Here is a 21,054-nt window from a genome sequence, read left to right as displayed (position 1 = left end):
ACGCTCAGGAAGCGTCGTCGCCCGGCACCGGCAATCCGAGATGGCGGTACGCCGCCTGGGTCGCCATGCGCCCGCGCGGCGTGCGCTGCAAAAAGCCCTGCTGGATCAGATAGGGCTCGATCACGTCCTCGATGGTGCCCGACTCCTCGCCAATGCTGGCGGCGATATTGTCCAGCCCTACCGGGCCGCCGTCGAAACGATGCACCACGGCTTCGAGCAGCTTGCGGTCCATGATGTCAAAGCCCTGGGGGTCCACATCGAGCATGGCCAGCGCCCTGTCGGCAATCTCGCGCGTGATGCGGCCGTCGCCCTTGACATCGGCATAGTCGCGCACGCGGCGCAGCAGGCGATTGGCAATGCGCGGCGTGCCGCGCGAGCGGCGCGCGATCTCGAAGCAGCCTTCCGCGTCAATCGGCGCATTGAGCAGTCCGGCGCTGCGCCTGACGATGCGCGAGAGCTCCTCCGAGGTATAGAACTCCAGCCGCGCCACGATGCCGAAGCGATCGCGCAGCGGGTTGGTGAGCATGCCGGCGCGCGTGGTCGCGCCCACCAGCGTGAATGGCTGGAGATCGAGCTTGATGGAGCGTGCAGCCGGACCTTCGCCGATCATGATGTCTATCTGATAGTCCTCCAGCGCCGGGTAGAGGATTTCCTCGACCACCGGGCTCAGGCGGTGAATCTCGTCGATGAACAGCACATCGTTGGGCTCGAGATTGGTGAGCAGTGCCGCCAGATCCTTGGGTTTTTCCAGCACCGGGCCGCTGGTCTGGCGCAGGTTCACGCCCAACTCGGCAGCGATGATGTGGGACAGCGTGGTCTTGCCCAGGCCCGGCGGGCCGAACAGCAGCACATGATCGAGCGCCTCGCTGCGCTTCTTGGCAGCGCCGATGAAGATCTCGAGCTGCTCTCGCGCCTTGGCCTGGCCCACATATTCGTCGAGCTGCTTGGGGCGCAGGGCACGCTCCAGCGCCTCTTCGCCCTGGGACGAATGCCCGGCCGAGACCATGCGCGGCGCAGCCGCCTCGGGGTCGGCGGCCGCGCTTCTGGCCTTGCGTGCAGGTGCGGGGCTGGCCGCAAATTCGTCCACATGAATCGTCATGGCGGCAATTGTGCCCCAAGCATGACAGGGACACTGATTAAAAATACAGGGGAAAACAAAATCCCACAGTTGCAGTGCCCCACATTGACGGCCGGCCCCTGGCTTTGCGCACAATGACGGCAAAGATCCGAGGAGCTTTTTCATGCGTATTCACACCCTGGCCTGTACGGCCGCCCTGCTTTGCCTGTCCGTCGCTGCCCAGGCTGCGCTCAAGGCCGGCGATGCAGCACCTGGCTTCAAGACGCCCGCAGCCGTTGCCGGCAAGGCTTTTGACTTCGATATGGCCGAGGCGCTCAAGAAAGGGCCGGTGGTGCTGTATTTCTTCCCCAAGGCTTTCACCCAGGGCTGCACGCTGGAAGCCCATGCCTTTGCCGAAGCCACGCCCCAGTTCGCCGCCATGAAAGCCACGGTGGTGGGCATGTCACATGACGATATCGACACCCTCAAGCGCTTTTCCACCGAAGCCTGCCGCGACCAGTTTGCCGTGGCTTCGGACCCTCGGGCCGTCACCATCAAGGCCTATGACGCGGGTGCTGCCGCCAACCCTGCCAGGGCCGACCGCATCTCCTATGTGGTGGGCCAGGACGGCAAGGTGAAGTTCGCCCTTGTCAGCAGCGACCCGCTGGCCCATGTGGAGCAGACCAAGGCGGCCGTCAGGCAGTTGCAGGGGAAATAGGCCCTGCCCGGCCCTCGGTCACTGCGCCAGCCAGTTTCCGATCTGGCTGCTGAAGGTCCGGTCGAAGCGGCTGTAGACGTCGGAGCCCCCGCTGACCGTACACGAGCTGCTGCCGCCGGACAACGTGCCCACGACGCGTCCGCCCGCAAACATGGCCGAGCCACTGCTGCCGCCTTCGGTCACGCCCTTGCTCCAGCCGACGTTCACAAAATCGCTCTGGGCATTGCCCGGGCTGCAGGTGATGCTGCCGGCGCCCAGGCTGCAGTTTCTGTAGCTCTGCACTTGGCCTTCGCTGTATTTGAGCAAGTCGCCCTGCGGGTGATGCAGTCCGTAGATGGCCGTCCCCGTCACCGCCGTTCCTCTCGCATCCCAGCCGGCCAGCGTCGCACCGGCAGGTGGCACCTCATTGAGTCGCATCAGCGTGGCATCGGTCACAGCGGTCGAATACAGCAGCGTGGCACCGCGCTGCAGCGCCAAGGTGCTTGCATTCGGCTCGAAGCTATTGCAGCTTGCCGAACGGAAAAACCAGTCCGTGCGCAGCGAAGTGGCGGCTGCCTGCGTCGAGATGCAGTGACTGGCCGATAGAAAATACGGCGTGTAGTCCCGCTTGGTATTGTTCAGCAGGGAGCCCGTGCAGTAGTAGTAGCGGTTGTCGGGGCCCACATAGGTCATGCGCGCCACGGCATTGCGCTCGACCGCGTACTGATCGGCGCAGCTGGCATCGAGCTCGCAACCCGCGGCATCGCCCACATTTCTGGGCACAAGGCTATCGCGCAGCTCCAGCTCCACGGGCAAAGCCAGGTTGACATAGGCATGGGTGAGCGTGGGTATGGCAATGCGCAGCTGCGATGTCGACAGCCCCGCAGGCAGTGCGATCTCCAGCGTGACCTCATCGGCGCCCAGGTCGGGGGTCCACCAGATGCCAGCCGCCCGGGTGTCGCCGTCGGCGCGACGGTTGCGCGCAATGGCCTCGTTGATGGCCTTGCCCGTGGTCTCGAACCCGGTCTTGCTGCGATCCTTGCGGTACAGCCTGAGCTCGGCGGCATCGGGCATGGCATCGACCACCAGCCCCAGCCGCAGGCCATGGGCGCCGGTCGATGTGATGCTGATCGCCGCCACCTGTCCGCCGTCCGGTGCCCCGGCCCATCGCAACGTACGTGCCATGTCGCCTGCGGACTGCAGCGAAGACAGCGCCCGCGGCGCCCCGATCTGCATGGGCACACCAGGCATGGGCATGACCGGCAAAGGCGCGTCGTTCCACTGCGGCAATGCCAAATCGACGGCCTTGGGTCGCACGGCCACGGATGCCACGGCCACGCCTCTGGCCGAAGCCGCAGTCTGGGCGGCAGGCACTATCAGCGAATCCAGCACATAGGCCGTGGGCGGACCCGGCGGAGGACTGGTCTCTGCGACGCCCGCACCATTGCCGCCGCCGTTACCGACACCTGCGCCGCCAGGGCCTGGGTCCGGAACACTGCCTCCGCCCCCTCCGCCGCCGCAAGCGGTCAGCACCACCAGCATCAGGCTTGCGCATAGAGAGGGAATGCGCCTGCCCTGTATCCACCAATGCATATCGTGTTCTCCTGCAGTTCACGATCAGACTGGCACAGGGCCAGCGAAGCTATTTGGTCAAAGCCTTGAGCGCGAGCTTAATGCCCTCGCTCACCCCTACATCGGGTGGGAGTTTCTTGAGGGCGGCCGAGGCCTCCTTGTCCGAGTAGCCCAGCGCCATCAGTGCCTGCAGAATATCGTTCTGGTCGTTGTTATTGGCAAACAGCGACTGCGCACCGGTATCCGCGCCGATCTTGCCCTTGAGCTCCAGCAGCAGCCGCTCGGCGGTCTTCTTGCCGATGCCGGGCACCTTGACCAATCGCCCTGCTTGCTGCTGCGATACCGCGTCCGCGAGATCATCGATGCTCATGCCGCTGAGCACGGCCAGTGCCATGCGCGGTCCTATGCCGGTGATCTTGATGAGTTCGCGGAAGGTCTGGCGCTCGCGGGCCGTTGCGAAGCCGAACAGCAGCTGGGCGTCTTCCCGCACCACGAAATGGGTCAGCAAGGCTACCTTGGCACCATTGGCAGGCAAGTTGTAGAAGGTGCTCATGGGCACCTGCACCTCATAGCCCACACCGGCACAGTCCACCAGGACTTCGGGCGGGTTTTTTTCCAGCAGCGTTCCAGTCAATTTGCCTATCATTGAAATCCTTTGCCGCACCGTGCGGCGATTCTTTTGAGAAATTATCCGCGTGATCCTGCGCCATACCTTCACACCCCATAACAATACGCGCCTGACCCATCTCTGCGGCCCGGCAGATGCGCATCTGCGCACCATCGAAATCGCGCTGGGCGTCAAGATCGCTCACCGCCACGAGCAGTTCAAGATCGACGGCCCCAAGGCCAAGGCCAATGAGGCGCTGGAGCTGCTTCAGGCTCTCTATGAGATCGCCGACTACGTGATTGCAGAAGATACGCTGCAGCTCATGCTGGCCGGCGATGTCGAGATGCTGGAGGCCGACCTGACGGCTCCGCAGCTGACCACGCGCCGTGCCGATCTGCGCGCCCGCACGCCCAACCAGGCGCTGTATCTGGAAAACATCGCCAATCACGACATCAGCTTCGGCATCGGCCCGGCCGGCACGGGCAAGACCTATCTGGCCGTGGCCTGCGCCGTGGACGCGCTGGAGCGCAGCGCCGTGCAGCGCATCGTGCTGACCCGGCCCGCCGTGGAAGCCGGCGAACGCCTGGGCTTTCTGCCCGGCGACCTGACGCAGAAGGTGGACCCCTATCTGCGCCCGCTGTATGACGCGCTCTACGATCTGATGGGTTACGAGAAAGTGCAGAAGGCCTTCGAGCGCAATGCGCTGGAGATCGCTCCGCTGGCCTTCATGCGCGGACGCACGCTGAACAACGCCTTCGTGATCCTGGACGAGGCGCAGAACACCACGCCCGAGCAGATGAAGATGTTTCTGACCCGCATCGGCTTTGGCGCCAAGGCCGTGGTCACAGGCGACGTGAGCCAGGTCGACCTGCCCAAGGGAGCACCCAGCGGACTTGTCGATGCCGAGCGCGTCCTCAAACGCGTCAAGGGCATCTCCATCAACCACTTCACCAGCGCCGACGTGGTGCGCCACCCGCTGGTGGCCCGCATTGTGGACGCCTATGACGCACGCGGCCGCGTGTCCGAAGGCACTTCGGCGCCCAAGCACCGCAGCAGCCCCCGTTCGGCCCGCCCGCTGCCAACGGCAGACGAACTTTAATCAAAATCAATAGCTACTAGCACTTACCTCATAAGGGCTAAAAGCCAAAATGACCTTAAATCAACTGCAACTATCGCTGCAATTCGGCCCCAGCGCCGAGGCCGCCGCCCATCGCGAACTGCTGAGCCGCAGCCGCGTCACGCGCTGGATCCGCCATGCGCTGGCCGTGGATGCCGAGATCACCGTGCGCATCGTGGATACAGAGGAAGGCCGCAAGCTCAATCGCGAGTACCGCAAAAAGGACTACGCGACCAATGTGCTGACCTTCGACTATCATCAGGAGCCGACCGTGATGGCCGATCTGGTGCTCTGCGCCCCCGTGGTGGAGCGCGAGGCCCAGGAGCAGAACAAGAGCCTGGAAGAGCATTACGCCCACCTGCTGGTGCATGGCACGCTGCATGCCCAGGGCTGGGACCACGAGACCAGCGAGGAAGACGCCGAAGAGATGGAGGCTTACGAGACCGACATCATGAAGGAGATGGGTTACGAAGACCCTTACGCCAAATAATCCGCGACAACACCGGCCATCATGATCATCCCCCACTGGCGCCGCCCCCTGGCCTGGCTGCTAGCCTGGGCCCTGGTGGCCATTGCGGGCGCAGGCTGGCTCATGCATGCGCGGTTGCTGGCCCTGGAGGATGCATTCGTGACGGATGCACGCATCGTGCATCGGCTGCTGAGCCAGCGTGCCGTGCAACACGATGCGGTGATGGCCATGCTGCCCCTGCTACAGCCACCTGCGGAAGGCCGCAGTGCCAAGGCGGCCTTGCCGCTGCCGCGCCTGCCAGCCGCCTATCCGCAGATCATCGAGGTACTGCGCCGCCTGCCGGACAGCAGCTGGCCGGCTGACTGGCCTCATGACCTGGGTGCCGCGCTGGATATGGCAGAGGCCCGCTCGCTGCAAAGCGGCCATGCCGAACTGGCCTGGGCCGACCTGCCCAAAGGCCGGGTATGGCTGGCGCTTGCCGGCCCAGCCGCCGACCACGCCCTGCTGCTGGATCTGCATGCCACCATTCCCTGGGACGAGTGGCCCATGGATGCCCAGACCAGTCCAGTGCGCGTGCGGCTTAAGTATCAGGGCCAAGCCTTTACCGTGCAGGCCGGGCGGCGTCTGGAGCATGGCTGGAATTACGACTTTCACAAGCTGCTGGCCTCGCAGAGCCAGCCCTTCGATGTGGTGCTGGAGCGCGACGTGGGCTGGAGCGAGCTGCCCTGGGCCACCATGCTGGCCTGGGTGGCGGCCAGCGCTGCAGCACTGGCCGCACTGCGCACCCTGCTGCGCCAGCGCGTGACAGCACGCCGGGCAGAAGAGCTGCTGCGTCTGGGCCAGGTCGCCCGTCTCAACCAGCTCGGCGAACTGGCCGCGGGTATGGCGCATGAACTCAACCAGCCGCTGACCGCGCTGCTGGCCAATACCCAGGCGGCACAGCGCCTGCTGGGCGATGAGGAGCCAGATCTGGACATGGCGCGCCATGCCATGAGTCAGGCCGTGGCCCAGGCAAGGCGCGCCAGTGCCGTCGTGGGGCGCCTGCGCCGCGTGGTCGAGCGGCCCGATCTGTCGGGCCAGGTCCAGGCTCTGCCCCTGTCCACCGCCGTGCATGATGCACTGCACCTGCTGGAGCCCGAGCTGCGCCGCCGCAGCATTGCCGTGCAGGTGGATGCACCCACAGACCTGCCGGCCGTGCGTGCCGAGCCTGTGGCCTTGCAACAGATCATCCACAACTTGGTGATGAACGCGCTGCAGGCCATGGAGCAGACCGAGCCCGGCCAGCGCCGCTTGCGCCTCACACTGAGCCCCCAGGGCGCGCGAGTCCTGCTGAGCGTGCGCGACACCGGCCCCGGCGTGGCGCCCGAGGCGCGAGCGCGCCTGTTCACCCCGTTCTACACCACACGCTCCGGCGGCCTGGGATTGGGCTTGTCGCTGTCGGAAAGCCTGGCGCAGGCAATGGGAGGCGAGCTCACTTTGGCGCCCTCCTCTCCTTCGCCTGCCGACGGGCCTGGGGCCGAATTTCATCTGCAGCTCCCGCTGGCCCACCTGCCTTGAACGCGACATGACCTCTTCCCTCTCGCCCCTGATTCACCTTGTGGACGACGATGCCGCCGTGCGCGACAGCCTGGCACTGCTCATAGGCACGGTAGGCCTGCGCGTCCAAACCTGGTCCGACCCGCATGTCTTTCTCGCCGAGTTCGACCGCAGCGACGTGGGCGCCATCGTGCTCGACGTGCGCATGCCCGGCACCAGCGGGCTGGCTGTGCTGGACAGGCTGGTGGCGCAAGGGGTGGATCAGCCTGTGATCATGCTCACGGGCCATGGAACCGTGGAGATGTGCCGCCGCGCCTTCAAGGCCGGGGCTGCAGAATTCCTTGAGAAACCGGTCGATGACGAGCTGCTCATCGAGGCGCTGCAGGCCTCCGTGCGCCAGCATGTGCGCTCGCGCGAGCGCCACCAGGCCGACCGGCAGGCGCGCGAGCGTTATGCACAGCTCTCGAGCCGCGAATGCGAGGTGCTGGGCCTGATCGTGGAGGGGCTCACCAACAAGGAGATCGGCCGCGCGCTGTCGCTCTCGCCGCGCACGGTGGAGACCCACCGCGCCAACCTGTTCGCCAAGCTGGAGACCGACTCGCTGGCCATGCTCATCCGGCGCTACGCGGCCCTGGTCGAGGACGCCGCTCCGTAGTTCTACGGAGGTAGGCGCGTAGCCTGCCGCATGGACGCCCGGGTGGCGTTTTTCTACAGTTGCGTTCATACCCATCCACCCGGAAAAACGTATGAAACACACTCTGACACTTGCCGCCCTGACTCTGGCCATGCTGACCGCCGGCACCGCCAACGCCCAGGGCGTGCGCACGGAAAAGAATATGTCGCTGGAGCTGGCCAACCAGATCGCCGCCCAGTCCGTCTCGGCCTGCGCCGCCAGCAGCTATGCCGTGACCGCCACCGTGGTCGATCGCGCCGGCGGCGTGCGCGCCGTGCAGCGTGCCGACAACGCCGGCCCACACACCGTGGAAGCCAGCCGCGAAAAGGCCTTCACCTCGGCATCGGCCAAGGCGCCAACGCTTGCCATCATGGAAAACTCCCAGAAGAACGCCGGCGCAGCCAACCTCAAGGACATCCCCGGCTTCCTGCTGCTGGGCGGCGGCGTGCCCGTGAAGGTGGGCAATGAGGTGATCGGTGCCGTGGGCGTGGCCGGTGCGCCCGGCGGTCATCTGGACGACCAATGCGCACAGGCCGCCCTGGCCAAGGTGCAAGACCTGCTGAAGTAATCGGATCTAGGATTTTTCGTGAAATTTCAACGCCTTGCCCCCCTGCTGATCCTGGCTGCTTCAGGCAGCGCTTTTGCCGACGATAGCTACTACGGCGCCCTGCGGATCAATTCCGCACGCTACCAGGCCCACGACATGGACTCCAGCGCCCGCCCCGGCCTGGGCCAGTTCGTGCCTGGCGACGAGTCGAATACCGCCACAGGTGGCTCCCTGGCCCTTGGTTATCAGCTCCCGTCGAACTGGCGCGTGGAAGCCGAGTACACCCTGCCCAAGAACAACGAGTTCACCAGCGGCTCTACCCGCTTCCCCACCAGCTTCAACCACCACCAGATCCGCTCGCAGCGCCTGATGGTCAATGCATACAAGGATTTCCCCCTGAACTCCCAGTTCTCGCTGTACGGAATGGCCGGCCTGGGCCTGGCACGTCTGGAGTCTAGCGGCTGGCAGGGCAATCCGGGCCGTCAGTACATCAGCGACACCCAGAACAATCTGGCGTATTCCGTGGGTTTTGGCGTCAGCTATTCGCCTGTCCAGAAGCTCAGCATCGATCTGGGCTGGCGCTATGTCGACATGGGCAAGGCCAAGAGCGGTGCCAACAACTTCGCCAACGTCCGCGGCCTGCAGGACGAGCAGATGCGTGCCAAGCTGACGGCCAGCGAAATCTCGATCGGCCTGCGTTACAGCTTCTGACCCAGTCCTCTAGAGCAAAGAAAAAGCGGCCCTCGGCCGCTTTTTCTGCTGATGCGTAAAGCCGTTTACTCGACGCTCAGGCCAATGCTGCGCACCAGTTGGGCAACGCGCACATCTTCGGTCCTGATCTGTTTGGCAAACACTTGTTGGCCCTCACCCACGGGGGTGATGCCCTGCTGCAGCAGACTCTTGCGCAGCTCGGGGTCCCTGAGCGCCTTGTCCGTGTCCTGGGCAATGGCCTGAACCACGGCAGCGGGCGTGCCCTTGGGTGCGAACAAACCGAACCAGGCACCGGCCTCAAAGCCCTTGTAACTCTCGGCCAGGGTCTGCACCTGGGGCAGCAGTGCATGGCGCTGCAGGCCGGACACGGCCAGCGCCGTGAGCTTGCCGCTCTGGATCTGGGTAAGCGCCGGAGCAACAGCAATCAGCATCACATCGACCTGGCCGGCCAGCACATCCTGCAGGCCCTGAGGGCCGCCGCGATAGGGAATATGCGTGGCGAAAAAGCCTGCGCGCTGCTTGAACTGCTCCATGGCCAGATGCTGGGCGCCCCCCGCGCCCGAGGAGGCATAGTTGATCTTGCCCGGGTGGGTCTTGGCATAAGCCACAAAGTCCTGCAAGGTCTTGAAGCCCTTCCTGGGATTGGCCACCAGCACGAAGTCGGACTGGCCCAGCTTGGTCACCGGCACCAGGTCGTTCTTGACGTCATAGGGAAGGTTGCGCTGCACATTGGGCATGATGGTGATGGCGCTGTCGCCGCCCACCAGCAGGGTGTAGCCATCAGGCTGGGCCTTGACCACGGCATCCACGGCCGAGACACCGCCGGCCGCGCCCTTGTTTTCCACCACGATGGCCTGCTTCCAGTCCCTGCCCACCAGATTGCCCACCTGACGGGCCAGCAGATCCGGGGCGCTGCCGGGGCCGTTGGCCACCACCAGCTTGACGGAGCGCGCAGGAAACTCCGGCTGCTGAGCCATGGCTGCGCCCGATACACAGCTTGCAGCCAGCATGGCCCAGGCGGTGCGGGAAAGGAAACGGGGCAGATTCACGGCAAAACTCCTTAACTAAGGAGTTGATTGTCAAAACAATCACTTATTCCTCAAAATACTGTTTTCACATTCTTTTATTTCCAAAAATAATTAACCACGCAAGAAAAAGAAAAGAGGTGACGCGGGCCAGCGCCTAAGATCGACCCCAACCACAAGGCGCAATGCCGATAGAGAAAATCAGGAGACAAGAACATGGAGAACCTGGGCCACCTCGCCCTTTTGCTGGCCGCCGCTTTCACGGCCGGCGCGCTCAACGCCGTCGCCGGTGGCGGCAGCTTTCTGACCCTTCCCGCACTGGTCTTCACCGGCGTGCCACCCGTGATTGCCAATGCCACGGGAACCGTGGCCCTGCTGCCAGGCTATATGGCGGGCGCCTGGGGTTTCAAGGACGATATGCAATCCCCGCCAGGCCTGTCCATGAAACAGGTGGTGGCGCTGTCCCTGATCGGCGGCTCTGCGGGTGCGGCGCTGCTGCTGTTCACGCCCGACGCCACCTTCCGCAAGGTCGTGCCCTGGCTGCTGCTGGCCGCCACCGCCATGTTCGCCTTCGGCCCGCAGCTGCGCGCCTGGGCTGCGGGCAAGAATTCCGCTCATGCCACCCCATCGATGGCCAAGGCCGCTGCAGGCATGCTGATCGTGGCCATCTATGGCGGCTACTTCAACGGCGGCCTGGGCATTTTGCTGCTGGCCTTGTTCGGCCTGCTGGGCCAGACCTCGCTCAACGCCATGAACGGCATGAAGAACCTGGTCTCGGCCCTGCTGACGGCGATTGCCGTGGTGATCTACGCCGTGGGCGGCATTGTGGAGTGGAAGCTGGCCCTGGTCATGATGGCGGCCGCCACCCTGGGCGGCTATCTGGGAGCGCACGTGGCGCGCAAGATTGCGCCCCATGTCCTGCGCTGGGGCATTGTGGCCACGGGGCTGGTGATGGCAGGGCTGTTCTTCGCCAAAGGCTGAAGCGGCGTCCAAAGCAAAAAGCCTTCTCGTGACCGAGAAGGCTTTTTTGTGAGCATCCCGCGCTTTGTGGGAAAGCGCTGGAGATCAATTTGATGGACGGTGCTTAGAACGTGTTGACGTGCTTAGAGCAGCCGCGCCTTGACGGTCTTGCCCTTGACCTTGCCACCATTGAGCTTGGCGCAGGCCGCCGAGGCGATCTTGCGATCCACGGCCACATAGGTGGAAAAGTCGTTGACGCTGATCTTGCCGATCTGCTCGCGGCTGTAGCCGAAGTCGGCGCACATGGCGCCCATCACGTCGCCTGCGCGGATCTTTTCCTTGCGCCCGCCGATGATCTGGATGGTCATCATGGGCGGCAGCAGCTCGCCACCGGCGGCGGGCGTGAGCTCTTCCACGGGGAAGAACTGCGAAGCCCGGCCTTGCAGCTGCTCGATCTTGCCCACGCTGCCCATCTCGTCCATGGACACCAGATTCAGCGCCAGCCCTTCGGCATCGCCACGGCCCGTGCGGCCGATACGGTGGATATGGACCTCGGGGTCGGGCGTGACATCGACATTGATGACGGCCGACAGATCGGCAATGTCCAGACCGCGCGCCGCCACATCGGTAGCGACCAGCACGCTGCAGCTCTTGTTGGCAAACTGCACCAGCACCTCGTCGCGCTCGCGCTGCTCCAGCTCGCCGAAGAGGGCCAGAGCGCTGAAGCCCTGAGCCTGCAGCTCGCTCACCACGTCGCGGCATTGCTGCTTGGTGTTGCAAAAGGCAATGCTCGACTCGGGGCGGAAGTGCGCCAGCAGCTTGGCAACGGTGTCCACCTTGTCACGAGCGCCAACCTCGTACCAGCGCTGTGCGATCTTGCCGGCGCTGTGCTGGGTCGCGACCTTGACGGTCTGAGGATCGCGCATGAAGCGGCTGGCCAGCGAGGCAATGCCATCGGGGTAGGTCGCCGAGAACAGCAAGGTCTGACGATCCGCCGGGCATTGGCGCACCACGGTTTCGATGTCGCCGAGAAAGCCCATGTCCAGCATGCGATCGGCCTCGTCCAGCACCAGGGTCTTGAGGTTGCCGATGTCGAGCTTGCCGCGCTCCATAAGATCCATCACGCGCCCGGGTGTACCGACGACGATGTGCGCGCCGTTTTCCAGCGAAGCGATCTGGTTGCGCGAGGGCACGCCGCCATAGACGGTGACGACCTTGATGTTGTCCTGCGCACGCGCCAGGCGGCGGATTTCGGTGGCGACCTGGTCGGCCAGTTCGCGCGTGGGACACAGCACCAGGGCCTGGACGGCAAACCAGCGCGGGTTCAGGCGGTCCACCATGGGCAGGCCGAAGGCAGCCGTCTTGCCGCTGCCGGTGCTGGCCTGGGCGATCAGGTCCTTGCCCTGCAGGGTCAACGGCAGGCTGGCGGCCTGGATGGGCGTCATCTGCGCATAGCCGAGCTGCTGGAGGTTGGCCAGCATTTCGGGGGACAGGGGCAGCGCCGAGAAAGCGGTGGAATCAGAGGCCTGGGCGGCGCTGGTGGAGGTATTCATGGGAGCGGATTATCCCGGGCCTGCGCCGCAAAAGCCTTGAGCCATCGCTATTCACGGTGTCGTTTGCGGGTTGCCCCTCTTCAATTCGAGCCGGCCATGCTCCTAGTCTGAAAGCGCGGTCTTCAATGGCCGCCTCTGTTTGAAGCCAACCACAGACCCTCACATGCACCCTAGCCTTACCCGCAAGTTCTGCGCCGTCGCCACGCTGGCCTTCACCCTGGGCTCGACCCAGGCAGCAGAGCTGGATCCCCAGCCGCTCAAACCCCAGCTGCAGCAGCTGATCGCCCAGATGTATCCGCAGTTGCGCGGCATCTACGAAGACCTGCATGCCAACCCCGAGCTGGGTTTTCAGGAAACACGCACCGCCGCCAAGCTGGCTGCCGAGATGCGCAAGCTGGGCTTTGAAGTCACCGAGGGCATTGGCAAGACCGGCCTGGTCGCCATCTACCGCAATGGCGCGGGCCCCACCGTCATGGTACGCACCGAGCTGGACGCCCTGCCCATGGAGGAAAAAACCGGCCTGCCCTATGCGAGCAAGGCCAAGGCCCAGTACAACGGCAAGGAGAGCTTTGTCGCCCATAGCTGCGGCCACGACATGCATATGACCAGCTGGTTGGGCACGGCGCAGGCGCTGCTGGGCCTGAAGAAGCAATGGAAGGGCACGCTGATGTTCGTGGCCCAGCCCTCCGAGGAAACCGTGACCGGAGCCAAGGCCATGCTGGCCGACGGTCTGTTCAAGAAATTCGGCAAACCCGACTACGCTTTTGCTCTGCATACCGGCTCCATGCCCTACGGCATGGTCGGCTATGTGGCCGGGCCGGCGACCTCCAACTCGGACTCGCTGGACATCACGTTTCACGGCCGTGGCAGCCATGGCTCCATGCCCGACAAAGGCATAGACCCCGTGCTCATGGCCTCGCGCTTCGTGGTGGATGTGCAAGGCGTGATCAGCCGCGAGAAAGATCCCATGGAGTTCGGCGTGGTCACCGTGGGCGCCTTCAACTCGGGCAGCGCGGGCAATATCATTCCCGACCAGGCGCGGCTGCTCGGAACAATCCGCAGCTACAAGAGCGAGGTGCGCACCAGAATGCACGAAGGCATTGAGCGCACGGCCAAGGCCGAAGCCGCCATGTCGGGCGCTCCTGCCCCCGAGATCAAACTGACCAAGGGCTCGGATGCAGTGGTCAATGACGCGGCACTGGTAGACCGCACGGTCAAGCTGTTCAAGGCCGCACTCGGCGACCGCAATGTGATCCCCATCTCACCCATCACGGCCAGCGAAGATTTCTCGGACTTCATCAATCAGGGTGTGCCATCCATGTTCTACACCCTGGGCGTGTACGACCCCAAGAAGGTGGCCGAGGCCAGTCAGCCCGGTGGCAAGCCGCTGCCCTTCAATCACTCACCCTTCTTCGCCCCCGAGCCAGAACCCACGTTCAAGACCGGCGTGGAAACCATGACCCTGGCGGTCATGAACGTGATGCAGTAACCGCAAGCCAGCCCCGCCATCGGGGCTGCGCCTTGCCTTCAGCGCGTCACTGCATCTGCTTCAGATTGCCGATGCGCACCAGCATCTCGGTGAACATCTGCATGTCCGTGCGCAGATCCGGCAGCTCCTGGTACTCCAGCGCATTGTGGGCCGTGTACTTCTTGCCGGGCATGGCCGGGCCGAAGTTGATGGCGTTGGGCATGAGCTTGGCCGTGGTGCTGCCTGCGGTCGGCACGGGCCTGGCGTCCAGTCCCGTAGTGTCGCCAAAGATATTGAGCAGGGTGCTCAGCCATGCGCCCTTGGGGTCGCGAGCCATCCAGTTGCCCTGGGTGTACTGCACGCTGACCGGCACCTTGGCCGCCTCACTCCAGCGGGCAATGCCCTGCTCCACCTCGGCGCGCAGCTGCTCCGGCGTCTTGCCCCGCGGCATGCGCGCATTGGCCGTCACCTCCAGCTTGCCGTCCGCGGACTTGATGAGATTGGGCGACAGCGTGAGCGGCCCCATGAAATCATCGGCATAGGCAATGCCCAGCTGCCGGCCCAGATAGTCCAGGCCGAACACGCCATTGATATAGCGCACGGCCTGGCTGTACTGATTGGGCTGCACCAGTGCTGCGCCCTGCTCCGGCATCAGGCTCTGCTGCAGGAACAGCGCCAGGCGCGGCACGGGATTCACCCCCTCCTCAGGGCGCGAGCCGTGAGCGGAAGCACCGCTGACCTTGACTGTGACCTGCCCCTCGGCGCGCTGCACATCGATGGAGAACTTCCCCTGCCCCTCATGCCTGCGCACAAAGTCGTCCTTGTCCTTGGACAGCCGCTGCGCGATCTGATCCAGCGCAGCTGCATCGGTGGCAGAGACGGAGGCGGAGGCCGTCTGCGCAATGGAGTTGGCCGAGGCGGCGCCGGCCATGGCGGTGATGGCGGGCTTGGCGGCATCCACGGGAACATCCGCAAACAAGGCCTTGAGCGCGCCCGTGCCCTTTTCAGCGACCACGGCCGGGTACTTGCTGTCCAGCACGATGTTGTACTGCGGCAGCGAGGTCTTGCTCTGGTAGTACTTCATGGCATCGCCGCCGGTTTCCTCGGTAGTCTCTATCATCAGACGAATGCTGCGCGACAGCGGCAGACCGCTGTCCTTGACCGCCTTCATCGCATACAGCACGGTGGCGATGGAGCCCTTGTCGTCAATCGTGCCGCGCCCATAAAGCCGATCGCCCACGCGGGTGACCTGAAAAGGGTTGATCTGCTTGCCGTCCAGCACCCACTCGGCGGCCACCACCGGCACCACATCGGCATGGGTCAGGATGCCGAACTCGGCGGCCTCGCTGGCGCGGCTCGCCGCATCGGCTGGCAGCGTCACTTCAAAAATGCGGTTGTCCACATTGCGAAAGCGCAGCCCGAACTCGGTGGCCATGGATGCCACGAGCTTGCCGAAGTCCAGGATGGCCGGACTCTCATGCGGGGGCACCTTGGGATCGCGCACCGTGGGCAGCGCCACCATGCGCTGCAGGCTTTCCAGCACCGCTGTCTCCTGTGTCAGACGGTTGTACACACCCAACAATCGCGCGATATCCGCGAGCTCGCCATCCGACAGCGTCTGGCCGCGCGTGTATCGCTGCACGGCTGGCGCCACACCCGGCTCGGCCCTGGCAGCCTGCTGCGCAAAGGCCTTGAAGGATTCGGGCGGGGTCGGGGCGGACGATGCGATCAGTGCGTCCAGCGCGGGTTTCTTCAAGGTCTGCGCCTGGATGGGCAGACTGGCGCTTGCCAGACCCAGAATCAGGCCGGCGGCTATGAGGGACAAAGAGGAATTGCAGGATTGCTTCATGAACAGCTCTTGGTGGAATCGTGGTGACGGATGGGTTCGCAGGCCCGGAACTGCCTAGGCCTGCGGCTCCATGCGCATGGGAATGGTGACGGGTCCGTCATTGACCAGGTGCACCTGCATGTCGGCGGCGAACTCGCCGGTCTGCACCTGAGCGTGGGCAAGCCTGGCCTGGTCCACAAAGTATTCGTAGAGGCGTCGGCCTTCGTCGGGCGCGGCGGCTGCGGTAAAGCTGGGGCGATTGCCGCCTCTGGTGTCGGCCGCCAGCGTGAACTGGCTGACCACCAGCAGTCCTCCGCCAATGTCCTGCAGGCTTTTGTTCATCTTGCCGGCCTCGTCGCTGAAGATGCGCAGCTTGAGCATCTTAGCCAACAGCTTGTCGGCCTCGGCCTCGGTATCGCCGCGCTCGGCACAGACCAGCGCCAGCAAGCCCTGGTCGATCTGGCCCGTAATACGGCCGTCGACCTCCACGCGCGCCTGCTTGACGCGCTGAATCACACTCATCATGTACTCAAACCTTCCTTGGCCGCACCCTGTGCTTCGCCGCCCTGCTCTCCATCGGCCACTTCGCTGACCGTGTTCATGCCCATGGGCAGCAGCTCGATGCGGGCATACAGGCCTGGAATGGCCTGCAGCAGCGCGGCTTCAATCTCGGAGCGCAATTGTGCCGCTCGCTGCACGCTCCACTGGCCGGGAACATGCATGTGAAAGTCCACAAAGCTGCGCTCCCCCGCCTGGCGGCTGGAGATATTGTCAAAGTTCACCCCCTCGTTGCTCTTGACATAGCCGTCCAGCAAAGTGTCAATCTTGAGACGCTGCGGCGCGTCCAGCGCCTGATCCATCAGTCCTTGCGAGGACTGCCAGACCAGTTGCACCCCCTGCACGCAAATATGCACAGCCACTGCCAGAGCCACCAGTGCATCCACCCACAGCCAGCCCGTCAAGGCGGCGGCCAGCAGCCCGACCACCACGCCCACCGAAGTCCAGACATCGGTCAGCAAATGCCGCGCATCGCCCTCCAGCGCCATGGAGCGGTATTTGCGTGAAGAGCGTAGCATGACCCAGGCCAGCAGCCCGTTGAAGACGGTGCTGAGCAGCGACAGCATCAGGCCCCAGCTCAATTGCTCCAGTGGTTGCGGGCTCCACAGCCGCGACAGCGCCGCCCAGGCAATCGCCAGGCTGGCGCCTATGACCAGCACGCCCTCGAAACCGGCCGAGAAGTACTCTGCCTTGTAATGTCCATAAGGGTGCTCGGTATCCGCCGGTCGCTTGGCCACGGTCACCATGGTCAGAGCAAACATGGCTCCGGCCAGGTTCACAAAGGACTCCAGCGCATCGGACAGCAGGCCTACCGAACCGGTCAGCCACCAGGCCAGGGTCTTGAGCACAATGGTGAGCAGTGCCACCACCACGGAGAGGCGCAGCAAATTGTGCGGCTGCAGCCATTGTGAATATGTTGAGACGTCAGATTTGGACATGTTCAGGTTCTACAGCCTCTATATCACCAAGTGCTTTGATACATCAATAGTCTTTGCAAGTTGTCTATAAAGCAACCCAGAATCCCTTATCGTGATGGACATGTCATGGTCGAGGCTGACCTGATTCCTATATAAATACTCCCAGAAAAAAGGGAGGCGCATGCCTGATACGTTGATAGCACAGCAACCGAGGGATGAGGACGCCATTCTTCGACTGGTGGCCGATACAGCGCCCGCTATGCTGGCTTATTTTGATGCCGACACACGCGCCTGTCGTTTTGCCAACGCGCGCTATGCAGAGCACTTTGGCCACACCATGCAAACCATAGTGGGCATGGATGTGCGTGACATTGTGGGCGAGCTGGTCTGGACACAGATCGAACCTTATCTGGACTCCGTGGCCGTCGACAACACTCAGACGCTGCGCTACACCCGCCAGGTCGAAAACGAAATTGGCCGGCTGCAGCACATCGAGGCAGTGCTGCGCCCTCACGAGGAAAAAGGCGTACTCAAGGGCGTTGTGGCGCTGATGACCGATGTCAGCCACCACCATCTGGCGACACAGCAGATACGCGACAGCGAAGAGCGCATGCGCAAGTTCGCTGCCATCACCACCGAGGCCATCGTGCTGCATCGTGACGGCATCATCACGGACGGCAATGACGCACTGGCCCGGCTGGTTGGCTACTCGCTTGGCGAACTGCGCGGCACGCCGGTTCTCGATTACGTGGCACCTGAAGCGCGCCTGCGGGCGCTGCAGAACATGCGCAGCGAGCGAGAAGATCGCCTCGAGTCCGTGATCATGCACAAGAACGGCCAGCTAATCCCCGTAGAGATAGAGGCCTGCACCATGCCTGGAGAAAAGGACAGGCATCGCATCGTCCTGCTGCGCGACCTGACCGCAAGCCTTCAGACCCGGCAGCACATGGACTATCTGACCCAGCATGACCTGCTGACACATCTGCCCAACCGAGCGCGTCTCAACCATTTGCTGGCCGATGCCATCGCCAGGGCTGCCGGCGAGCAATCACGACTGGCGGTGCTGTCACTGGACCTGGACCAGTTCAAGGCGGTGAACGATTCGCTCAGTCATCAGGCAGGGGATCTGCTGCTGTGCGAGCTTGCAAAGCGGCTCCGGAGCACTGTGGGTGCTCAGGACATCGTGGCCCGCACCGGCAGCGACGACTTCGTGGTCGTGCTGCCCGACAACCCCGGCCTGCTGGAGACCGAGGCCCTGCTGACTCGACTTCGGGCCACAGCAGAGGCTCCCTATCTGATCGAGGGTACCCAACTGGTGATTTCCGTGAGTGTCGGCATCGCCATGTATCCCAAGGACGGGAAGTGTCCGGCGTCCCTGCTGAGCAATGCCGAGGCCGCCATGCAGATGGCCAAGAGTCGCGGCCGCAGCTTCTCCCAGTTCTACACTCCTGCACTCGAAAGCCGGGCCACACGCATGCTGATGCAGGAGCAAATGCTGCGCAACGCCGTGGAACGCGGTGAGTTCGAGCTGCATTACCAGCCGCAGACCCTCATGCAGACCGGCGAGCTTTCAGGCTTTGAAGCCCTGGTGCGCTGGAAGCACCCGCACCGCGGCCTAGTCTCGCCCGACGAGTTCATCGGCTTTGCTGAAAACCGGGGGTTGATCGCGGCCGTGGACCGCTGGGTGCTCTATCAGGCCTGTCGTCAAGCCCGTGCCTGGCAGCAACAAGGCTTTCCCGCCATCCCCGTGGCCGTCAACCTGTCGGCACAGGAATTCCGCCAGCGCGATGTAGTCAAGGAAGTGGCGCAGGCACTGGCCGACACGGGGCTGGACGCCTGCTATCTGCACATCGAGGTCACAGAAACCACGCTGATGCTCTCGGGCAATCAGATGCAGCAGACTCTGCATGCCCTCAAGGCACTGGGCGTGGGACTGGCAATCGACGATTTCGGTACCGGCTACTCGTCTCTTGCCTATCTGCGCAAGCACCCCATAGACCGACTCAAGATCGACCGCTCATTCGTGACCGATCTGCCCCACAACCCTGATGCGGCCGCCATTGTCAATGCCATCGTGCAGATGGGCCGTAGCCTGCATCTGGAGATTCTGGCCGAGGGTGTGGAAAGCACTGAACAGCTGCAACTTCTGAGGGAGATGGGCTGTGCCATGATGCAAGGGTTTCTCGTGTCAGCGCCATTATCTGCCGAGCAGGCTTCGGCATGGATGTCGCAACACTGTCAACTGCTACAAAGACAATAGTGCATGGCCTCGAATACACCGACACCCTCTCATAAAAGCAGCAGCATGTTTCATACGGATGCCCCTCAGGCATTGGCCCATGTGCAGCAGCTGTACCGCGAGCAAATCGATCATCTGCGAGCTGCCATGCAGCGTTTCGTGGCGGGTGAAACTCCGGCCGCGCCCATTCATGCCTACTACCCGTTCGTACGCATCAAGACCACCACGGTGGCGCAAGCCGATACCAAGCTGACCTACGGCTTTGTGGAAGGCCCGGGCACCTACGAGGCCACGCTGACCCGGCCCGACCTGTTTGCCAGCTACTTCGGCGAGCAACTGCGCCTGCTGATCCTGCACCACCAGGTCCCCATCGAAGTGGGCCTCAGCGACAACCCCATCCCGATTCATTTCTCGTTCGCCGACAACGACCATATCGAAGGCTCTCTCTCGCCAGAGCGCCGCATGCTGATGCGCGATGTGTTCGATCTGCCCGATCTGGAATCCATGGACGACGGCATCGCCAACGGCACCTGGCGCGCGGCGGCAGGCGAGGCCCTGCCTCTGTCGCTGTTCACCGCCCCGCGCGTGGATTACTCGCTGCACCGCCTGCGCCACTACACAGGCACGGCCCCCGACTGGTTTCAGAACTTCGTGCTGTTCACCAACTACCAGTTCTATATCGACGAATTCATCCGCCTGGGCCACGCCGAAATGGCCAAGGAGGACAGCGAATACATTGCCTTTGTCGAACCCGGCAATGTGGTGACCCGCCGCGCAGGCCTGCCTGCAGAAGCCGTCGACGAACTCGGCACGGCGCCGCCGCGCCTGCCGCAGATGCCGGGATACCACCTGGTGCGCGCGGACAACAGCGGCATCACCATGGTCAATATCGGAGTGGGCCCGGCCAATGCCAAGACCATCACCGACCACATCGCCGTGCTGCGCCCCCATGCCTGGATGATGCTGGGCCATTGCGCAGGCCTGCGCAACAGCCAGCAGCTGGGCGACTATGTGCTGGCCCACGCCTATGTGCGTGAAGACCATGTGCTGGACGAAGAGCTTCCTCTATGGGTGCCGATTCCTGCGCTGGCCGAAATCCAGGTCGCGCTGCAGCAGGCCGTGGCCGATGTGACCCAGATGGAGCGTGCCGATCTCAAGCGCATCATGCGCACCGGTACCGTGGCCAGCACCGACAACCGCAACTGGGAACTGCTGCCCGACAACCTGCCCCAGCGCCGCTTCAGCCAGAGTCGAGCCGTGGCGCTGGATATGGAGTCGGCCACCATTGCCGCCAACGGCTTCCGCTTCCGCGTGCCCTATGGCACCTTGCTGTGCGTGAGCGACAAGCCGCTGCACGGCGAAATCAAGCTGCCTGGCATGGCCAACCATTTCTATCGAGAGCGTGTGGACCAGCACCTGCGCATCGGCATGCGTGCCGTCGACATACTGCGCGAAGGCGGCTCCGACCGCCTGCACAGCCGCAAGCTGCGCAGCTTTGACGAAGTGGCCTTCCAGTAAAG

General features: G+C 63.8%; 19 protein-coding genes. 11 read left to right on the top strand and 8 right to left on the bottom strand.

Going from position 1 to position 21,054, the window contains the following annotated elements; translation table 11 throughout:
* Positions 1 to 4: 4 nt before the first annotated feature.
* The gene (ruvB, locus tag EIC84_RS09620; protein ID WP_003068741.1) at positions 5 to 1,099 is read right to left on the bottom strand and encodes a Holliday junction branch migration DNA helicase RuvB; all 1,095 of its coding nucleotides are present in this window, start codon (positions 1,097 to 1,099) and stop codon (positions 5 to 7) included.
* Positions 1,100 to 1,241: 142 nt separating this feature from the next.
* On the opposite strand from ruvB, the gene EIC84_RS09615 reads away from it, so the two are divergent.
* Complete coding sequence (locus EIC84_RS09615; protein ID WP_003068738.1) at positions 1,242 to 1,775, top strand: peroxiredoxin; 534 nt, start codon at positions 1,242 to 1,244, stop codon at positions 1,773 to 1,775.
* Positions 1,776 to 1,793: 18 nt separating this feature from the next.
* Here EIC84_RS09615 and EIC84_RS09610 read toward each other — a convergent pair whose 3' ends face one another.
* Positions 1,794 to 3,347 (bottom strand): serine protease, encoded by a 1,554-nt coding sequence (locus EIC84_RS09610; protein WP_003068735.1) that lies wholly within the window; start codon positions 3,345 to 3,347, stop codon positions 1,794 to 1,796.
* Positions 3,348 to 3,396: 49 nt separating this feature from the next.
* Positions 3,397 to 3,972: a Holliday junction branch migration protein RuvA gene (gene ruvA / locus EIC84_RS09605; protein WP_003068733.1), complete on the bottom strand. Its 576-nt coding sequence runs from the start codon at positions 3,970 to 3,972 to the stop codon at positions 3,397 to 3,399.
* 49 nt (positions 3,973 to 4,021) lie between these two features.
* Here ruvA and EIC84_RS09600 point away from each other — a divergent pair, with 49 nt between their 5' ends.
* The 6 genes from EIC84_RS09600 to EIC84_RS09575 all read left to right on the top strand — a co-directional run bounded on the left by EIC84_RS09600 (position 4,022) and on the right by EIC84_RS09575 (position 8,986).
* On the top strand, positions 4,022 to 5,032 hold the full coding sequence (locus EIC84_RS09600) for a PhoH family protein (RefSeq protein ID WP_003068731.1): 1,011 nt from the start codon (positions 4,022 to 4,024) through the stop codon (positions 5,030 to 5,032).
* Between the two features lie 49 nt (positions 5,033 to 5,081).
* The gene (ybeY, locus tag EIC84_RS09595) at positions 5,082 to 5,540 is read left to right on the top strand and encodes an rRNA maturation RNase YbeY (protein ID WP_003068729.1); all 459 of its coding nucleotides are present in this window, start codon (positions 5,082 to 5,084) and stop codon (positions 5,538 to 5,540) included.
* Positions 5,541 to 5,561: 21 nt separating this feature from the next.
* Positions 5,562 to 7,076, top strand: a complete 1,515-nt coding sequence (locus EIC84_RS09590; protein WP_003068726.1) for a sensor histidine kinase — start codon at positions 5,562 to 5,564, stop codon at positions 7,074 to 7,076.
* 7 nt (positions 7,077 to 7,083) lie between these two features.
* On the top strand, positions 7,084 to 7,710 hold the full coding sequence (locus tag EIC84_RS09585; protein WP_003068724.1) for a response regulator transcription factor: 627 nt from the start codon (positions 7,084 to 7,086) through the stop codon (positions 7,708 to 7,710).
* Positions 7,711 to 7,801: 91 nt separating this feature from the next.
* A complete protein-coding gene (locus EIC84_RS09580; RefSeq protein ID WP_003068722.1) occupies positions 7,802 to 8,296 on the top strand; it encodes a heme-binding protein in 495 nt (164 codons plus the stop codon).
* Between the two features lie 18 nt (positions 8,297 to 8,314).
* Positions 8,315 to 8,986 carry an outer membrane protein gene (locus EIC84_RS09575; RefSeq protein WP_003068720.1) on the top strand — a complete coding sequence of 224 codons (672 nt, stop codon included), beginning with the start codon at positions 8,315 to 8,317 and terminating at the stop codon, positions 8,984 to 8,986.
* Between the two features lie 65 nt (positions 8,987 to 9,051).
* On the opposite strand, the gene EIC84_RS09570 is transcribed toward EIC84_RS09575, so the two are convergent.
* Positions 9,052 to 10,035 carry a tripartite tricarboxylate transporter substrate binding protein gene (locus tag EIC84_RS09570; protein ID WP_003068719.1) on the bottom strand — a complete coding sequence of 328 codons (984 nt, stop codon included), beginning with the start codon at positions 10,033 to 10,035 and terminating at the stop codon, positions 9,052 to 9,054.
* Positions 10,036 to 10,227: 192 nt separating this feature from the next.
* Between EIC84_RS09570 and EIC84_RS09565 the strand changes: the two genes are divergently transcribed.
* A complete protein-coding gene (locus EIC84_RS09565; RefSeq protein WP_003068717.1) occupies positions 10,228 to 10,992 on the top strand; it encodes a sulfite exporter TauE/SafE family protein in 765 nt (254 codons plus the stop codon).
* Between the two features lie 122 nt (positions 10,993 to 11,114).
* Here the strand turns inward: EIC84_RS09565 and dbpA are convergent, their stop codons facing one another.
* The gene (gene dbpA, locus EIC84_RS09560; protein ID WP_003068715.1) at positions 11,115 to 12,524 is read right to left on the bottom strand and encodes an ATP-dependent RNA helicase DbpA; all 1,410 of its coding nucleotides are present in this window, start codon (positions 12,522 to 12,524) and stop codon (positions 11,115 to 11,117) included.
* 163 nt (positions 12,525 to 12,687) lie between these two features.
* On the opposite strand from dbpA, the gene EIC84_RS09555 reads away from it, so the two are divergent.
* Positions 12,688 to 14,013 carry an amidohydrolase gene (locus EIC84_RS09555; RefSeq protein ID WP_003068713.1) on the top strand — a complete coding sequence of 442 codons (1,326 nt, stop codon included), beginning with the start codon at positions 12,688 to 12,690 and terminating at the stop codon, positions 14,011 to 14,013.
* Positions 14,014 to 14,059: 46 nt separating this feature from the next.
* Here EIC84_RS09555 and EIC84_RS09550 read toward each other — a convergent pair whose 3' ends face one another.
* The 3 genes from EIC84_RS09550 to EIC84_RS09540 are packed head-to-tail and all read right to left on the bottom strand — an operon-like array spanning position 14,060 to position 17,316.
* Positions 14,060 to 15,841, bottom strand: coding sequence for a dipeptidase (locus EIC84_RS09550; RefSeq protein ID WP_003068711.1), 1,782 nt, complete (start codon positions 15,839 to 15,841; stop codon positions 14,060 to 14,062).
* 54 nt (positions 15,842 to 15,895) lie between these two features.
* Positions 15,896 to 16,345 carry a D-aminoacyl-tRNA deacylase gene (dtd, locus tag EIC84_RS09545; RefSeq protein ID WP_003068709.1) on the bottom strand — a complete coding sequence of 150 codons (450 nt, stop codon included), beginning with the start codon at positions 16,343 to 16,345 and terminating at the stop codon, positions 15,896 to 15,898.
* Positions 16,342 to 17,316, bottom strand: coding sequence for a cation diffusion facilitator family transporter (locus EIC84_RS09540; protein WP_034362875.1), 975 nt, complete (start codon positions 17,314 to 17,316; stop codon positions 16,342 to 16,344). Before EIC84_RS09540 ends, dtd begins: the two co-directional genes overlap by 4 nt.
* Before the next feature lie 160 nt (positions 17,317 to 17,476).
* On the opposite strand from EIC84_RS09540, the gene EIC84_RS09535 reads away from it, so the two are divergent.
* Positions 17,477 to 19,555 (top strand): bifunctional diguanylate cyclase/phosphodiesterase, encoded by a 2,079-nt coding sequence (locus tag EIC84_RS09535; protein WP_034362872.1) that lies wholly within the window; start codon positions 17,477 to 17,479, stop codon positions 19,553 to 19,555.
* A gap of 45 nt (positions 19,556 to 19,600) precedes the next feature.
* Entirely contained in the window at positions 19,601 to 21,052 is a 1,452-nt protein-coding gene (locus EIC84_RS09530; protein WP_003068703.1) for an AMP nucleosidase, read from the top strand.
* Positions 21,053 to 21,054 lie beyond the last annotated feature (2 nt).

It is taken from the genome of Comamonas sp. A23, from assembly GCF_004522605.1.
Taxonomy (GTDB): Bacteria; Pseudomonadota; Gammaproteobacteria; order Burkholderiales; family Burkholderiaceae_C; genus Comamonas; species Comamonas thiooxydans.
This window is presented reverse-complemented; position numbering and strand designations above follow the sequence as displayed.

Excerpts from the sequence above, each read along its gene's own strand:
- EIC84_RS09535 (WP_034362872.1), top strand. The coding sequence starts at position 17,477 with ATGCCTGATACGTTGATAGCACAGCAACCGAGGGATGAGGACGCCATT.
- ybeY (WP_003068729.1), top strand. The coding sequence starts at position 5,082 with ATGACCTTAAATCAACTGCAACTATCGCTGCAATTCGGCCCCAGCGCC.
- ruvB (WP_003068741.1), bottom strand. The coding sequence starts at position 1,099 with ATGACGATTCATGTGGACGAATTTGCGGCCAGCCCCGCACCTGCACGC.
- EIC84_RS09615 (WP_003068738.1), top strand. The coding sequence starts at position 1,242 with ATGCGTATTCACACCCTGGCCTGTACGGCCGCCCTGCTTTGCCTGTCC.
- EIC84_RS09585 (WP_003068724.1), top strand. The coding sequence starts at position 7,084 with ATGACCTCTTCCCTCTCGCCCCTGATTCACCTTGTGGACGACGATGCC.
- EIC84_RS09565 (WP_003068717.1), top strand. The coding sequence starts at position 10,228 with ATGGAGAACCTGGGCCACCTCGCCCTTTTGCTGGCCGCCGCTTTCACG.
- dbpA (WP_003068715.1), bottom strand. The coding sequence starts at position 12,524 with ATGAATACCTCCACCAGCGCCGCCCAGGCCTCTGATTCCACCGCTTTC.
- EIC84_RS09555 (WP_003068713.1), top strand. The coding sequence starts at position 12,688 with ATGCACCCTAGCCTTACCCGCAAGTTCTGCGCCGTCGCCACGCTGGCC.
- EIC84_RS09590 (WP_003068726.1), top strand. The coding sequence starts at position 5,562 with ATGATCATCCCCCACTGGCGCCGCCCCCTGGCCTGGCTGCTAGCCTGG.
- EIC84_RS09530 (WP_003068703.1), top strand. The coding sequence starts at position 19,601 with ATGTTTCATACGGATGCCCCTCAGGCATTGGCCCATGTGCAGCAGCTG.
- EIC84_RS09550 (WP_003068711.1), bottom strand. The coding sequence starts at position 15,841 with ATGAAGCAATCCTGCAATTCCTCTTTGTCCCTCATAGCCGCCGGCCTG.
- EIC84_RS09610 (WP_003068735.1), bottom strand. The coding sequence starts at position 3,347 with ATGCATTGGTGGATACAGGGCAGGCGCATTCCCTCTCTATGCGCAAGC.
- dtd (WP_003068709.1), bottom strand. The coding sequence starts at position 16,345 with ATGATGAGTGTGATTCAGCGCGTCAAGCAGGCGCGCGTGGAGGTCGAC.
- EIC84_RS09580 (WP_003068722.1), top strand. The coding sequence starts at position 7,802 with ATGAAACACACTCTGACACTTGCCGCCCTGACTCTGGCCATGCTGACC.
- ruvA (WP_003068733.1), bottom strand. The coding sequence starts at position 3,972 with ATGATAGGCAAATTGACTGGAACGCTGCTGGAAAAAAACCCGCCCGAA.
- EIC84_RS09540 (WP_034362875.1), bottom strand. The coding sequence starts at position 17,316 with ATGTCCAAATCTGACGTCTCAACATATTCACAATGGCTGCAGCCGCAC.